The organism is Faecalibacterium sp. An122 (genome assembly GCF_002160895.1).
GTDB lineage: Bacteria > Bacillota > Clostridia > Oscillospirales > Ruminococcaceae > Faecalibacterium.
In genome coordinates, this window is record NZ_NFLL01000008.1 from 55814 (window position 1) to 70595 (window position 14782).

General features: G+C 60.8%; 15 protein-coding genes. 7 read left to right on the forward strand and 8 right to left on the reverse strand.

The window, feature by feature from the left end:
- Window positions 1-288: 288 nt before the first annotated feature.
- The 7 genes from B5E67_RS07300 to B5E67_RS07330 all read left to right on the forward strand — a co-directional run bounded on the left by B5E67_RS07300 (window position 289) and on the right by B5E67_RS07330 (window position 4968).
- Entirely contained in the window at window positions 289-894 is a 606-nt protein-coding gene (locus B5E67_RS07300) for a hypothetical protein (RefSeq protein WP_087384396.1), read from the forward strand.
- A 360-nt stretch (window positions 895-1254) separates the two neighbouring features.
- Window positions 1255-2214: a phospho-N-acetylmuramoyl-pentapeptide-transferase gene (locus tag B5E67_RS07305; protein WP_087384398.1), complete on the forward strand. Its 960-nt coding sequence runs from the start codon at window positions 1255-1257 to the stop codon at window positions 2212-2214.
- Between the two features lie 127 nt (window positions 2215-2341).
- Entirely contained in the window at window positions 2342-2668 is a 327-nt protein-coding gene (locus tag B5E67_RS07310) for a DUF6442 family protein (RefSeq protein WP_087246228.1), read from the forward strand.
- A 12-nt stretch (window positions 2669-2680) separates the two neighbouring features.
- Window positions 2681-2893 (forward strand): helix-turn-helix transcriptional regulator, encoded by a 213-nt coding sequence (locus tag B5E67_RS07315; RefSeq protein WP_087246229.1) that lies wholly within the window; start codon window positions 2681-2683, stop codon window positions 2891-2893.
- Window positions 2894-2924: 31 nt separating this feature from the next.
- Complete coding sequence (locus tag B5E67_RS07320) at window positions 2925-3500, forward strand: 5-formyltetrahydrofolate cyclo-ligase (protein ID WP_087384401.1); 576 nt, start codon at window positions 2925-2927, stop codon at window positions 3498-3500.
- Window positions 3491-4114: a cyclodeaminase/cyclohydrolase family protein gene (locus B5E67_RS07325; RefSeq protein ID WP_087365752.1), complete on the forward strand. Its 624-nt coding sequence runs from the start codon at window positions 3491-3493 to the stop codon at window positions 4112-4114. The genes B5E67_RS07320 and B5E67_RS07325 overlap by 10 nt, the downstream gene beginning before the upstream one ends.
- Before the next feature lie 2 nt (window positions 4115-4116).
- Complete coding sequence (locus tag B5E67_RS07330; RefSeq protein WP_087384404.1) at window positions 4117-4968, forward strand: tetrahydrofolate dehydrogenase/cyclohydrolase catalytic domain-containing protein; 852 nt, start codon at window positions 4117-4119, stop codon at window positions 4966-4968.
- 784 nt (window positions 4969-5752) lie between these two features.
- Here B5E67_RS07330 and B5E67_RS07335 read toward each other — a convergent pair.
- From B5E67_RS07335 to deoD, 8 genes are all read right to left on the reverse strand, one after another.
- Window positions 5753-7084, reverse strand: coding sequence for a thymidine phosphorylase (locus tag B5E67_RS07335; RefSeq protein WP_087384407.1), 1332 nt, complete (start codon window positions 7082-7084; stop codon window positions 5753-5755).
- A gap of 95 nt (window positions 7085-7179) precedes the next feature.
- The gene (locus tag B5E67_RS16095; protein ID WP_343286518.1) at window positions 7180-8124 is read right to left on the reverse strand and encodes a GNAT family N-acetyltransferase; all 945 of its coding nucleotides are present in this window, start codon (window positions 8122-8124) and stop codon (window positions 7180-7182) included.
- Between the two features lie 74 nt (window positions 8125-8198).
- Window positions 8199-9116 carry an ABC transporter permease gene (locus tag B5E67_RS07345; RefSeq protein ID WP_087246235.1) on the reverse strand — a complete coding sequence of 306 codons (918 nt, stop codon included), beginning with the start codon at window positions 9114-9116 and terminating at the stop codon, window positions 8199-8201.
- Window positions 9117-9119: 3 nt separating this feature from the next.
- On the reverse strand, window positions 9120-10262 hold the full coding sequence (locus tag B5E67_RS07350) for an ABC transporter permease (protein ID WP_087246236.1): 1143 nt from the start codon (window positions 10260-10262) through the stop codon (window positions 9120-9122).
- Window positions 10263-10269: 7 nt separating this feature from the next.
- On the reverse strand, window positions 10270-11781 hold the full coding sequence (locus B5E67_RS07355) for an ABC transporter ATP-binding protein (RefSeq protein WP_087384462.1): 1512 nt from the start codon (window positions 11779-11781) through the stop codon (window positions 10270-10272).
- A 426-nt stretch (window positions 11782-12207) separates the two neighbouring features.
- Window positions 12208-13392 (reverse strand): BMP family ABC transporter substrate-binding protein, encoded by a 1185-nt coding sequence (locus B5E67_RS07360; protein ID WP_242956861.1) that lies wholly within the window; start codon window positions 13390-13392, stop codon window positions 12208-12210.
- Between the two features lie 222 nt (window positions 13393-13614).
- Entirely contained in the window at window positions 13615-14040 is a 426-nt protein-coding gene (locus B5E67_RS07365; protein WP_087246237.1) for a cytidine deaminase, read from the reverse strand.
- Window positions 14041-14050: 10 nt separating this feature from the next.
- Window positions 14051-14770 (reverse strand): purine-nucleoside phosphorylase, encoded by a 720-nt coding sequence (gene deoD / locus B5E67_RS07370; RefSeq protein WP_087365738.1) that lies wholly within the window; start codon window positions 14768-14770, stop codon window positions 14051-14053.
- Window positions 14771-14782 lie beyond the last annotated feature (12 nt).

Consider the following 14782-nt stretch of genomic DNA (forward strand, 5'->3'; position numbering starts at 1 on the left):
CACTGCATGGGAATACCCTGTGCGGTGGATTTTTGTTTTTGATCCATCGCACTTATTTTGCGTCCCAAAAATGCGAAACGATGGAAGATTCTGGGTGAAAGACCAAAATTTATCAACGTATTTACGTTGGATAAATGCTAAATTTCCCGTTTTTCTCACCTTTTGCCAGTTCTGCCTTGACAAAGGAAACTCTGTTGTGTTAAACTATGCTCAAGGAACGGGGATGGTGACCTGTTCCCCAAATGTTTTGGTGCGAGTTACAAACAACAACAAGGAGGAAATTTCCAAATGAAACTGAATAAGGTTCTGGCTCTGGCTCTGTCCGGCGTTATGGCTGTCAGCATGCTGGCTGGCTGCTCGACCAACGGCAACAAGGACGACAACAAGGACGAGCAGGTTCCTGTTGCTGACACTTCTATTGCTGGCATTCTGAACGATGAGCTGAAGGATGAGAAGATTGATGCTGTTTCTTTCCAGTATAGCACCGATCTGCAGGATGCTGTTGAGCAGGTTCTGCGCGTTAATGGTGGCCTGAAGAGCACTACTCAGGGCGACGATATCAGCAAGGACATCGTTACCTATCAGGAGTACAGCCGTGAGGTCTTTGGGTCTCTGGGTAGCAAGGCTGGCAGCCCGGTCGTTGGCACTAAGGTTGCTGTGAAGACTCAGGTCAATGCTACTGGTAAGACTGCCGAAGCAGTGAAGAAGGAAATGGCTCAGGCTATTGCTGATCTGGTTAAGGGTCTGGAGACTGAGGAAGAGGTTGGCAACCTGAAGTACACCTACACCTATACTGGTGAAGTTGCTATGGTTACTGCCGAGGATAATGATATGCCTGTCTACCTCGTCACCGCAGTTGTCACTTGCAAGACTTCTGCTCCTGTCGAGAAGTAATTTTATAACTAGCTAGGCTATCGTAACTCGTTTACACACTGATTATCGTATGATACAGTCCGTGCGGGGCGCGTGCAGCTGTCGTACCTTTCTACGAGGTGACCGCATAACCGCACAATATACGAAGCGCTTCGTATAGCACCAAAGGTTTATTACAAATTATTTGTAGTTTGCCGCACCAAAAAAGAACCAGCTGGGTGTGCAGACCCAGTTTTCCGGGGGCGGGCCGCAAGGCCCGCCCCCTTTTTGGTTTGCAGGGGAGGCCGGCTGCCAGCTTGTGATTGATTTTTCGGGCCGGACATGGTACACTTCCTCTGTAGAGAGTACAAGGAATGCAAAAACAGAAATGAGGAAGCTATCATGGTTACAATATTGTTGTCCACCATTGGCCAGCGGGGTGTGGATGCGCTGGCGTTTGTGCTGGCGTTTGTCCTGACGGCCCTGCTGACCAGTCTGTTCCGCAGCCGGCTGCCCCAGGACCATGGCCGCGCGTTTGCGGTGGATGGCGCGCTGTCCAAGGGCAAGGCCCGGGGCGCGGGATTGATTTTTGTGCTGTGCATCGTGCTGGTGGCCCTGGCGTTTATGCCGTTCCACCTGGAGACGGTCATTTATATGGTCCTGCTCATTGCATCGATGCTGTCGGGGTATCTGGACGATGCCTCGGACACCGCGTGGAACGAGTACAAAAAAGGCCTGATTGATTTTGTGATTGCGGCGGTGGCCGGCGTCACCTATCTCAACTTCAACGGCTGCGGAGTCCGGTTTTTGAGCTGGTATTTTGTGCTGCCGTACCCGGTGTACCTGCTGCTGATCATTATCCTGATCTGGGCCAGCATCAATGTGGTGAACTGCACCGACGGCGTGGACGGCCTGTCCGCCAGCCTGGCGGTGGTGAGCATGGGCACCTTTGCCATGCTGTACGGCGAGTATCTGGGCAGCTACGTCACCGCCACGGTGGCGTTTGTGGGCGCTCTGCTGGCCTATCTGTGGTCCAACGCCAAGCCCTCCACCGTCCTGATGGGCGACGCGGGCAGCCGCGCCATGGGCTTTTTCCTGGCGGTTCTGGCCCTCAAGTCGGGACATCCCTTTGCCTTCCTGCTGGCGGCGATGGTGTTTATCCTGGACGGCAGCCTGGGCATCATTAAAATCAGCCTCAAGCGTTTCCTGCACATCAGCGTGCTGAAAAACACCCTGACCCCCCTTCACGACCACGCCCGCAAGCGGCTGGGCTGGAGCGACGAACAGGTGGTCATCCGTTGGGTGATCGTCCAGTGCGTGGCGTCGGCGGTGCTGACGGTGCTGGCAGGCTTCGGCGCATAATGTTTTTACGGCCCCGCTGTGATAGGCGGGGCTGTTTTGTATCCCGCCCGGCGTGTTGACAAGTACACTTGTCTGTGTTATACTGAAAATGCAAATAAAACTTGTCAAACCCGAGGGAGGCGGTTCCATGAAAAAGGAAGAAATCCTGCGCAGAGCCCGGCAGGAGGGCGACGGCGAATACGAGGAGCGAATCCAGGGCCAGATCATGACCCGCAGCGCCCTGGTTGTGGTGGGGCTGTGCGCGGCCTTCTGGCTGGTGCGGGCGGGCCGCGCCTGGGCTGCAGGCGAGGCGCTGGCCCAGGTGTGGGACTATCCGGCCATTGCCACGGGATATGCGGCCTTTGTCCATCTTTGGATGTACAAGCGGCTGGACCAGCGGGTCAACCTGGTGAGCGGGCTGTGCTGCCTGCTGGCGTTTGTGATCTTTTCGGTGCAGTTTTGGCTGCACCTGTGAGGGAGGCGGCGTATGAATTCGGAACTGGTTTTGAAAAACCGGCTCAAAGAGGCGCGGGCGGCGGCGGGGCTGTCCCAGGCGCAGCTGGCGGCGATGGTGGGCGTCTCACGCAACACCATCAGCTCGATTGAGACGGGGCAGTTTAACCCCACCGCCAAGCTGGCGCTGATTCTGTGCATCGCGCTGGACAAAAAGTTTGAGGAGCTGTTTTATTTCGAGGACTGAGGCCCGAAACGGCAAAGAGGAGGCGGAGCCAATGACCCTAGACGAGGCCAAGAAAGCCCAGCGCCAGCAGGGGATTGCGGCGCGGCGGGCGCTGGACCCCTCAACGCGGCAAGCCGCCGATGCGGCCATCTGTGCCCGCATCGCGTCCCTGCCGGCCTGGCAGGCCGCAAAACGGGTGCTGGGGTATGCCGCTTTCGGCGGGGAGCCGGACCTGTCGGCCCTGCTGGAGGGCCCGGAAGGCCGCCTGCACGGGGCAGCCTGGCCGGTGTGCGGCCCGGACTGCACCATGACCGCCGCCCGGCCCCACCCGGAAAAGGGCTGGGAGACGGGGGCATATGGCATCCGTGCGCCGGTGCTGGAACGGGCGGAGATCTTCCCGCCCGAGACCCTGGACCTGGTTCTGGTGCCCTGTACCGCCTTTGATGAGGCCTGCCGGCGGGTGGGCATGGGCAAAGGCTACTATGACCGGTATCTTCCCCGGTGCACCGGCGCGGCGGTGTACGGGGTGGCCTATGAGGTACAAAAAGTGGAGGCGGCCGCCGCGGGGCCGCTGGACATCCGTCTGGATGGCGTCATCACCGAGAGGGGGATTTACAGATGGAAATGATGCACAAAAGCTGTGAGCAGTTTTTGGAGGAACTGGCCTCCAAAGCGGCGGTACCGGGGGGCGGCGGCGGGTCGGCCCTGGTGGGCGCCGTGGGCACGGCCCTGGGGAACATGGTGGGCTGCCTGACGGTGGGCAAAAAGAAATATGCCGCCGTGGAGCCGGACATCCTGGCCCTGAATGAGAAGGCCGCCGCCCTGCGGGCCCGGCTGGAAGGGCTGGTGGAGGCGGACGCCGAGGCCTTTGCGCCCCTGGCCAAGGCCTATTCCATCCCCAAAGAGGACCCCGCCCGGGCCGAAATCATGGCGGCCGCCCTGGAAAAGGCCGCCGCTGTGCCCCTGGAAATCATGGAGTGCTGCTGTGAGGCCATCGCCCTGCTGGAAGAATACGAGGCCAAGGGCAGCGTGCTGGCGGTGTCGGATGCAGGATGCGGGGCGGTGTTCTGCCGGGCGGCGCTGGAAGGCGCCGGGCTGAACGTCAGCGTCAACACCCGCCTGATGGCCGACCGGGCCCGGGCGGAAGAGCTGGACGCCCGTGTGGCGGCCCTGCTGAAGGAATATGTACCGCGGGCCGAGGCGGTTTACGCCAAGGTTTGCGCACGACTGGGAGGAAATTGACCATGGCAACGCTTTTGAAAGGCGCGCAGGCCGCTGCCGCCCTGAACGAAAAGACGGCGGCCCGTGTGGCGGCCCTGGCGGAAAAAGGGATTGTGCCCACCCTGGCGGTGGTGCGGATGGGCGAGCGGGAGGACGATCTGTCCTATGAACGGGGCGTGATGAACCGCTGCGCCAAGCTGGGCATCGCGGTGAAGCCCTATCTGCTGGCGGCGGACGCCCCGCAGGCGGCGCTGATGGCGGTGCTGGAGGAAATCAACGTGGACGCCGGCGTCCACGGCTGCCTGATTTTCCGGCCGCTGCCCGCCCAGATCGACGACAAGGCGGTCCGGGCTGCCCTGGCCCCCGAAAAGGATGTGGACGGTATCACCGACGCCTCTCTGGCGGGAGTGTTTACCGGCAGCGGGGTGGGCTATGCCCCCTGTACGGCCCAGGCCTGTGTGGATATTCTGGACCATTACGGCATCCCCCTGGAAGGCAAACGGGTCACTGTGGTGGGCCGCAGCCTGGTGGTGGGCAAACCGGCCACCATGCTGCTGGACCGCAAAAACGCCACCGTGACCATGTGCAATTCCCGCACCAAAGACCTGCCCCAGCTCTGCCGCCAGGCGGACATCCTGGTGGTGGCCATGGGCAAGCGCGGCGCCATCGGCGGGGACTGCATCGCCCCGGGCCAGGTGGTGGTGGATGTGGGTATCCACACCGATGAGGACGGCAAGCTGTGCGGTGACGTCCGCTTTGCGGAGGCCGAGCCGGTGGCCAGTGCCATCACCCCGGTGCCGGGAGGCGTGGGCGCCATGACCACCTCGGTGCTGGCCGCCCATGTGGTAGATGCTTCCGAGAAGGCTGCACAGTAATCCGCAAAAACCCGCATAGACCTTGATCTGCCAACTGAAAAATCCTGCGTTGCTGCCCAAAAGCTAAGGTCTGAGGTGAACACATATGAAGATACCGTTTCAGATGGCTCTGTTCAAAGCGGTTTTTGTAGTGGGTGTGCTGGTGGTATGTGCTCTTTGGGCCTTTGAACGTTTTATCAGCGGCGCGGTCCTTCTGAGCCTTTTGTTTGTATTTGATTTCGCTTTCCGGCGGTGCCCCTTTTGCGGCAAGCATTTTTCCATTCAATGGAGTAAGCTGGAACGATGTCCTTTTTGCGGAAAATCCTTGAAGTAGAAAACAGGAAATGAGTTACTGAAATAAAAACCCCCGCTCCCATGGAAGGAGCGGGGATTTTGTGCTTTTTAGATCATAAGACTTCGCATCGTACCGGGCCGCAGGCCCAAACGTAACGAGCGAGCGGGACGGCTGTCCTCTTGCGGTTCCCTAAATTTTCGGCGCATTGGATGAGCCGAAAATTTAGACCGCTGCGCCACTCACGGCTCCCTGTTTCGTCCACCGGACGCGGTCGCCGTTCGTGCCTCTTGCGCTTAGCCAATTTTCCCGGCGGACATGAATGTCCTTGTGAAAATTGGAGCGCTGCGTCAGCGGCGGCTCCCTGTTTCATCCACTGGATGCGGTCGCCGCCGCTGCCTTGCATCGTACCGGGCCGCAGGCCCAAACGTAACGAGCGAGCCGGAGCGTAAAGGTCCCGCGGAACTGTCGGAGACCCGGAAACTTTATGGTACCCAGTAAAAAGTTTTTTGCTTACTTTTTTTCAAAAAAGTAAGAGACGCCGGTGTCGGTGACGATGGCGTAGATGAGGGGGAGCTCCGAGGGTTTCTCGGGGCCGAAGGTGAAAGCGGAACGGTAGACCGCCTCGGCGGCTGCAAAGCGCTCGGGCGCGCCGCAGAAGGTGGCCAGACTCTCGCCCCGGCGTACGTAGTCGCCCCGCTTCTTGTGCAGGATGATGCCGGCGGCGTAGTCCAGGGGATCGCCCTTCTTCTCCCGTCCGGCTCCCAGCAGGACGCTGGCGATGCCGATCTTCTCGGCGTCGTTGGCCGTAATGTACCCGTCGGCCTCGGCCAGTACCTCGTACTTGGCCGCCGGCTGGTCAAACAGGCTGTAATCCTCCAGAACCCGCACGTCGCCGCCCTGGGCCGCAAACATCTCTTTGCACTTGGCAAAGGCGCTGCCGTTTGCAATCACCTGCTGGGCCATGGCACGGCATTCTTCCGGGGTTCCTTTGCCCGCCAGCACCAGCATATAGGACGCCAGCTGCAGACAGACTTCGGTCAGGTCGGCGGGGCCGCGGCCCTTGAGCACTTCCATGCTCTCCATCACTTCCAGGCTGTTGCCGATGTTGTGGCCCAGAGGCGTGTCCATGTCGGTGATCATGGCGGCCACCTTGCGGCCGTGGTGGCCGCCAATGGATACCATCAGCTTGGCCAGCTGGACGCTATCCTCCACCGTCTTCATGAAGGCGCCAGTGCCGGTGGTGACGTCCAGCAGGATGGCGTCCGAGCCGGAAGCCAGCTTCTTGGACATGATGCTGGAGGCAATCAGGGGAATGCAGCTGACGGTGGCGGTGACGTCCCGCAGGGCGTACATCTTTTTGTCCGCTGCAGCGATGTTCTCGCTCTGGCCGATGACCGAAATGCCGATCCGGTTCACCTGGGCGAAAAATTCCTCCTGGGTCAGGGCGGTGCGGGTGCCGGGCACGCTCTCCATCTTGTCGATGGTGCCGCCGGTATGACCCAGGCCCCGGCCGCTCATCTTGGCAATCTTGACCCCGCAGGCCGCCGCAATGGGCGCAATCACCAGGGTGGTCTTGTCGCCCACGCCGCCGGTGGAATGCTTGTCCACCTTGATGCCGGCAATGGGGGACAGGTCCACCATCTCGCCGCTGCGGGCCATGATGTCGGTCAAAATGGCGGTCTCTTCGTCGGTCATCCCCCGCAGGTAGACCGCCATCATCCAGGCAGCCATCTGGTAATCGGGCACGTCGCCCGCCACATAGCCGTTGATGAGGGTTTCCAGCTCGGCGCGGGTATGGGTCCCGCCGTCCCGCTTCTTTGCAATCAGATCGTAGATACGCATGGTAATCACTCCTGTCCCGACGTGTTGTGTGGTAAATCCAGTATAGTATGACTTTTCCTTAAAGGCAAGGGGATTCCTGAGGGTTCAACAAAAATTCACCCTTTTTCCATGACGAAATTCTCCAGCTGCACCCCGCGGCGTTCCACCTGCTGGGCCCGGATCACCCGGTAGCCCCGCCTTTCAAAAAAGGGCCGGGCGGTGCGGGAGGCATGGGTGATGATGGGACGGCTCCGGGCAGCCCCTTCCAGGGCGTCGCAGAGGGCCGAGGCCACCCCGCGCCGCTGAAAGGCGCGGCTCACATACAGCCGGTCCAGATAACCGGCGGCGGGGTCCAGATCCCCAAAGCCCACCAGCTGCCCGTCCAGCTCCGCCACCAGGGTGACGTGGGCCCGGAAACCATCATCCCAGGCCGCCAGGTCGGGGCCCTCTGCGGGGGCCCAGGCGTCCAGCTGGGCGGGGGTGTAGTGGGCGGTACAGACGGTGTGGACCGTCTCGTAAAAGAGGGCCGCCAGCGCGGGGCAGTCCTCGGGGCGGTAGGGGCGGAGGGTCACCGCCAGGGCGTTCAGCCAGGCGTCCGCCTCGGCCCGGCTGTGGAAGGCAAAGACCTGCCGGCGCCCCCGGTATGGCTCCAGCATGGCGCGGATCGCGGGGAGCTGCGCCTGGCCGAAGTCGAGGATGTATTGCAGGAACTCTGCGTCCAGCTCCTCCTCCACCCAGGGCATGTCCGGGCGCTGCGCGCCCCGGCGGTTTTCCACCCCCGCCAGGCAGACTTCCAGGGGGAAGTCCAGGAAAAAGACGGTGTCGCAGGCGGCCAGCCGCGGCTCCATGGTGCGCAGATAGTTGCCGTCAATGATCCAGGCGGGCCCGTCCATGACGGCGGCCAGAGCGGCGTCAAAGGCCTCAGGGGTGGTGTGGGTGCCGTCGGCCCGGTGCCACAGGCAGTCCAGATAGTGGAGGGGCAGGCCGGTCCGGTCCCGCAGGGCCCGGGCGAAGGTGCTCTTGCCCGCCCCGGGACAGCCGATGACCAAAACTTTCTGCATGGGAAACACCTTCCTTTCAGAGAGCAAAACGGCGGCAAGCTGTTGCCGCCTGCCGCCGCTGATGCCGTGTGGGATTAACGGGAGCCCTTGTCGTAGGGGATACCCTCGGCCTTGGGGGCCATGCTGTTCTTGGAAGTGAACGCCAGGATAATCATGGATGCGATGAAGGGCATCATGTTGTAGATGTTGCTGGACCAGCCCAGGTTGGCCAGGAAGGTGGAGTCGGCGATGTTGGCCAGGCTCTTGAACACGGCGAAGAACATGGCCGCGCCAAAGATGTGGAAGGGTTTCCACTGGCCGAAGATCATGACCGCCAGGGCCAGGAAGCCGGCGCCGGCCACGCCCACCTCAAAGTTCCAGGTCTGAACGGGGGGAACGATATAGGCCATGCCGCCGATGGCGCCCAGGGCGCCCGAGATCAGGACGCCGGCGTAGCGCATCTTGTAGACGTTGATGCCCACCGAGTCGGCGGCCTGGGGATGTTCGCCGCAGGCCCGCAGACGCAGGCCAAAGCGGGTCTTGTACATGACGATATAGCTGATGACCAGCAGGACAATGCCCAGAGGGACAAAGACGCTGAGCTCCAGCCCGCCCACCGAGAACAGGAAGGGACGGTTGGTGTAGTTCAGCTTGGCGCTGCCGCTCTCGCTGAAATACTTGGCCAGAACCACCGCTACCGCGGTGGCCAGCAGGTTCAGAGCGGTGCCGCCGATGGTCTGGTCGGCTTTCAGGTTGATGGAGGCGAAGGCCAGCAGCAGGGAATAGACCATGCCGGCCAGGGCCGCCGCCACAATGGACAGAACCACGATCAGCCATGCGGGCATGGTGGCGGGCAGAAGGGTCAGGGCCAGGACGCCGGCGACGCCGCCGATGACCATGATGCCCTCCAGGGCAATGTTGATGATGCCGGAGTGCTCGCTGAACATGCCGCCCAGGGCTACCAGCATCAGGACGATGCCGTACAGCAGGGTATATTTGATGAGCAACAGCATAGCTTAGTCCTCCTTTTTGCCGGTCTTATCTGCCCGTTTGCCGCCGGACAGGAGCTTGGCGATCTTGCCGCGGAACAGCATCGAGAAGGCGCACAGATAGATGATGATGCCGCTGATGAGGTCGGCCACCTCGGTGGGGTAGTAGCGGGTGGACAGGAACGAGCCGCCCACCGTGATGTGGGAGATGAACAGGGCCGAGAAGATGGTGCCGATGGGGTTGGAGCTGGCCAGCAGGGCCACCGAAATGCCGTTGAAGCCCATGGCCGGCAGGGTGGTGGAGTTCAGGGGGTTCCACTCGGACACACCGGACAGGTAGTACAGGCCCGCGCCAAAGCCGGCCAGAGCGCCGGCGATGACCATGGACAGCACCAGGTTTTTCTTCTCGTTGATGCCGGCGTAGCGGGCGGCGTTCTTGTTGAGGCCCACGGCCTTCAGCTCATAGCCGAAGGTGGTCTTGTCCAGCACAATCCAGATCACGATGGCCACCACGATGGCCAGGAAGATGGCGATGGTGGTGCTGTTGGTCTGGAACATGTTGTTCAGGCCGAAGTCGGGGATGATGGAGCCCTCGGCGCCTTCCAGGCGGCGGAGGTTCCAGGTGCGGGTGTTGCGGGAGTCGTACATCACGCCGGTGCCGTTGCCGTACACAATCTCATTGACCAGATACAGGCCGATCCAGTTGAACATGATGGAGGTGATAACCTCGTTGATGTTCAGATAGGCCTTGAACAGGCCGGGGATGGCGCCCCACAGGCCGCCCAGGATGGCGGAGGCCAGCAGGCCCACATACCAGGGCAGGTGAAGGACGATGGCGCAGTACAGAGCGCCGTAGGCGCCCAGGGTGTACTGGCCGGCGGCGCCGATGTTGAACAGGCCGGTTTTGAAGGCGAAGGCCACCGAAAGACCGGTCATGATGAGGGGGGCGGCGTTGGCCAGGGTGCGGCCCACGCCGTAGGGGGCGTCATAGAAGCCGCCCTTCAGGATGCGGACAAAGCCGTCGGTCCAGGCGTGCTCGGCGTTGATGGCCAGCAGCACCAGATAGCCGAACACCAGGCCGATCAGGATGCACAGCAGAGCTGCCAGCACGCTGACAAAGGCCGACCGGCTGTTGCCCCCGCGGGAAAGCATCTTTTTCTTGGTATCCATAAAGCGCTTATTCTCCTTTCCCCTGCTTGCGGGCGCCGGCCATATACAGGCCCAGCTCCTGGACGGTGGTGGTCTTGGGGTCAAACTCGCCCACGACCTCGCCCTCGTACATGACGAGGATGCGGTCGGACAGGTTCATGACCTCGTCCAGCTCCAGGCTCACCAGCAGAACCGCCTTGCCGGCGTCCCGCTGGGCCACGATCTGGCGATGGATATACTCGATGGCGCCCACGTCCAGGCCGCGGGTGGGCTGCACAGCCACCAGCAGCTTGGGGTCGCGGTCGATTTCGCGGGCGATGATGGCCTTCTGCTGGTTGCCGCCCGACATGCTGCGGGCAATGGTGACACTGCCCTGGCCGCTGCGGACGTCGTACTGCTCAATCAGACGGTCGGAATACTCCCGCACCTTGTCCTTGCGGATGAAGCCATGGCTCTGGAACTCGGGCTGCCAGTAGCGCTGCAGCACCATGTTGTTCTCCAGGCTGTAGTCCAGCACCAGACCGTGCTTGTGACGGTCCTCGGGGATATGGCTCATGCCCGACTTGGAGCGCTCCCGGATGGAAGCATGGGTGATGTCCTTGCCGCAGAAGGTGATGGTGCCCTTGGTGACCTTTTCCAGGCCGGTGAGGCCGTAGACAAACTCGGTCTGTCCGTTGCCCTCGATGCCGGCCAGGCAGACGATCTCGCCCGCCCGCACCTGGAACGACACGTCCCGGACGGCGCTCTTCTTGTGGGTGGAGCTGGGCACGTTCACGCCCTGGACATCCAGGATCACCTCGCCGGGATGGGCGGGGGCCTTGTCCACCTGCAGCTGAACGTCGCGGCCCACCATCATGCGGGACAGCTCTTCCTGGTTGGTGTTGGCAATGTCGGTGACGCCCACATACTTGCCCTTGCGCAGGACGGTGCACCGGTCGGCCACCGCCATGATCTCGTTGAGCTTGTGGGTGATGAACAGGATGCTCTTGCCCTCTTTCTTGAAGCCCCGCATGATCTCCATCAGCTCGTCGATCTCCTGGGGGGTCAGAACGGCGGTGGGCTCGTCAAAAATCAGGATCTCATTGTCCCGGTAGAGCATCTTCAGAATCTCGACGCGCTGCTGCATGCCCACCGAAATGTCGCTGACCAGCGCGTCCGGGTCCACCCGCAGGCCATATTTCTCGCTCAGAGCCATGACCTTCTTGCGGGCTTCGGCTTTCTGCAGAAAGCCCAGCTTGTTGGGCTCCACGCCCAAGATGATGTTGTCCAGAACGGTAAAGCATTCCACCAGTTTGAAGTGCTGGTGGACCATGCCGATGCCCAGCGCGTTGGCGTCGTTGGGGTTGCGGATCTGGACCTCCTTGCCACTCTTGAGAATCTTGCCCTGTTCGGGCTGGTACAGACCAAACAGCACGCTCATCAGGGTGCTCTTGCCGGCGCCGTTTTCGCCCAACAGAGCGTGAACTTCACCTTTGCGCAGCTGGAGGGTAATATCATCGTTCGCCTTGATTCCAGGGAATTCCTTGGTAATGTGGAGCATCTCGATCACATAATCCTCGGCCAATCTGCTCACTCTCCTTTCACATGATGGTAACGCTTTGTTATCACTTTATCCATTATAACGTATTCTAATGCTACTTTGCAAGGAAAATATGTCTCAAAATCTGGCATTTTGCAAAAAAGACAGAGATTTTGTGCCGGAAACGGTGGGATACTACTGAAACCGGTGAGTTCGACAAAAAAGTATGACTTTACTTGTGGAACCTGCCGAAAAATCCGCAAAAAAATTAAGATAAAAAAGCACAGCTTTATGCGCTTTTTTGCGGCGCAAAATCCCTGAAAATCCGGCTTTTTGAGGGGTTGAAGGCAGGGGAGGCCGGAGAAACGGGACAAAAAAGCGGGGCACCCGTGGGGGTGCCCCGCTCGATGGAAACCGAAGCTTGTCCAGCCTGGTTACAGGACCAGCTTACTGAACGTAAGTGACCTTGACCAGATCGCTGGTGGTGGGCTTCACGCTGTCCTCGCTGGAGTTGTCCACAACGATCTCGCCGGAAGCGATCTTGGCCTTGACAGCCTCGTACTCCTCGACGGTGAAGGTGCGGAAGTTCCAGCTGTCCTCAGCGGTGGGCAGGCCGACGTAGTCGCCCTCCTCCAGGCCGAAGTTGCCGTTGGTAGCAGCGATGGTGGTCCACTCGCCGTCGTCGATGTCGCCCAGAGCGGACTCAACAGCGACGGTCAGCTGCTTCATAGCGGAAGTGATGAAGGGGTTGTAGCTGTAGGTGCCGTCAGCCACGCCGTTGGCGCCGATGTAGTTCTGGTCAACGTCCACGCCGATGACGTAGCCGTTGGACTTGATGGCAGCTTCCAGAGCGGAGGTGTAGATGCCGCCGCCGCAGGCGAAGACAACCTCGGTGCCGCTGGTGTACCAGCCCTCCATACGGGAGGTGATGTTGGCGTCGCCGTAGAACTGGCCGCCGTAGTAGTAGTTCACCTCAACGGCGTTGCCGGTCTCCTGAGCAGCAGCGTCGATGCCCTGGATGTAGCCGTAGCCGTAGCGGATAACAGCGGGAACAGCCATGCCGCCCAGGAAGCCCAGCTTGGTGAAGCCGTCCTTGGCGATGGCGTAACCTGCCAGGTAGCCTGCCTGCTCCTCCTTGAAGGTGATGCAGTAGCAGTTGGCGGGGATGGTGTCGGTGCCGATGTCGGCCTGGGTCACGTCAATGGCGATGAAGCGGGTGTCGGGGTACTGCTCAGCAGCCCAGGCCAGGGAAGCGCCGTACAGGTAGCCGACGCAGACAACGGTGTCAGCGCCGTCGTTGACAGCCTGACGGATCATGGTCTCGCGGTCCTCATCGGAAGCGTCAGCCTCGGGGATGTAGTACTGGCAGTTGTCGCCCATGTAGTTCTGGACAGCGGTCCAGCAAGCCTGGTTGAAGCTCTCGTCATCGATGGTGCCGGTGTCGCAGCACAGAGCCACGTAGGAAACAGCGGTGCCCTCAGCGGCCTCGCCGGAGGCAGCGCTGGAAGCGGTGCTGGAAGAAGCAGCAGTGCTGGAAGCGGTGCTGGAGGAGCTGCCGCAGGCGGTCAGAACAGAAACAGCAGCGGCTGCGCCAGCCACGGCCATAAACTTACGACGCGAAATCATATTCATAAGAATTATCTCCTTTTTAACAGTTGTCTGCAACCATTTACGGACAGAAACATGATGCGGAATGCGGGGGCATAACGCCGCATTCTCTATATTTCAGTATAGCTACAAAATGTGTGAGGTTCAAGCGGTTTTTCATTACAAAATCTTTACAATATTGGCCGAAAAATAGCGAAAACCAACACAATCACGGGTGTTTTGCTTTGGAATTTTAGGTAATTTGCGTCAGATGTTGGCCGGGCCGAAACCGAAGGGAAGCAGTTCGCCCAGGGTGCGCTCGATGAAGTCGTCGGGGGTTTTGGCCATGATGACATTGAGGCTGGGCCCGCAGAACTCATACAGAGCCTGGCGGCAGACCCCGCAGGGCCCCGTGACCAGCTCGTTGACCTCGCCCATCCGGGCGCCCACCACCGCAATGTCGGTGAAATGGGTGACCCCTTCGCTGACCGCCTTGAACAGAGCGGTGCGCTCGGCGCAGCTGGTGGGGGTAAAGGCGGCGTTCTCAATGTTGCAGCCGGTGAAAATCTGACCGTCGGTGCTGCGGAGGGCGGCTCCCACCGTGAAGCGGCTGTAGGGGGCTACAGCCCGGGTGCGGGCGTCCAGCGCCAGGCGGATCAGCTCCTGTTTTTCCTCACGGGTCAGTTCAGACATGGCGTTCTCCTCAATACTCTGCGCCCAGGGCCACCTTCATCATGTCGGTGAAGCTCTTCTGGCGCTGCTCGGCGGTGGTGATCTCGGGGGAGACAAAGCTGTCCGAGATGGTCAGCAGGCAGGCGGCGTTCTTGCCCAGGATCTGGGCGTTGGCAAAGAGGGCGAAGCTCTCCATTTCCACGCAGACGCAGCCCTGCTCGTCCCGCAGCTTTTCCCAGTAGGTGGGCTTTTCGTCCGAGGGCTGGCGATAGAACACGTCGGAGGAATGGATGTTGCCCTCGATGAGGGGGATGCCCTGCTTGGCGGCGGAGGCCTTGAGCTTTTCGTTCAGGGAACGGCTGGGGAAGGTGATGTGGCCCTCAAAGCCGCTCTGGGTCTTGGCGTAGCTGGACTCACTGACTGCGCCGGAGGCCAGCACCACGTCGAACAGCTTGGCCTTGTCGGTGTAGCTGCCGGCGGAGCCGATGCGGATGATGTTCTCGACGCCGTAGAACTTGAACAGCTCATAGGAGTAGATGCCGATGGACGGCATACCCATGCCGCTGCCCATCACGCTGATGGGGCGGCCCTCATAGGTGCCGGTGAAGCCCAGCATCCCGCGGACAGCGGTGACCTGGCGGACATCCTGCAGGAAGGTCTCGGCGATGAACTGGGCCCGCAGCGGGTCGCCCGGCATCAGGACGGTTTTGGCGAAATCGCCCGGTTCTGCGGCAATGTGCGGAGTGGACATAGGGACAAACCT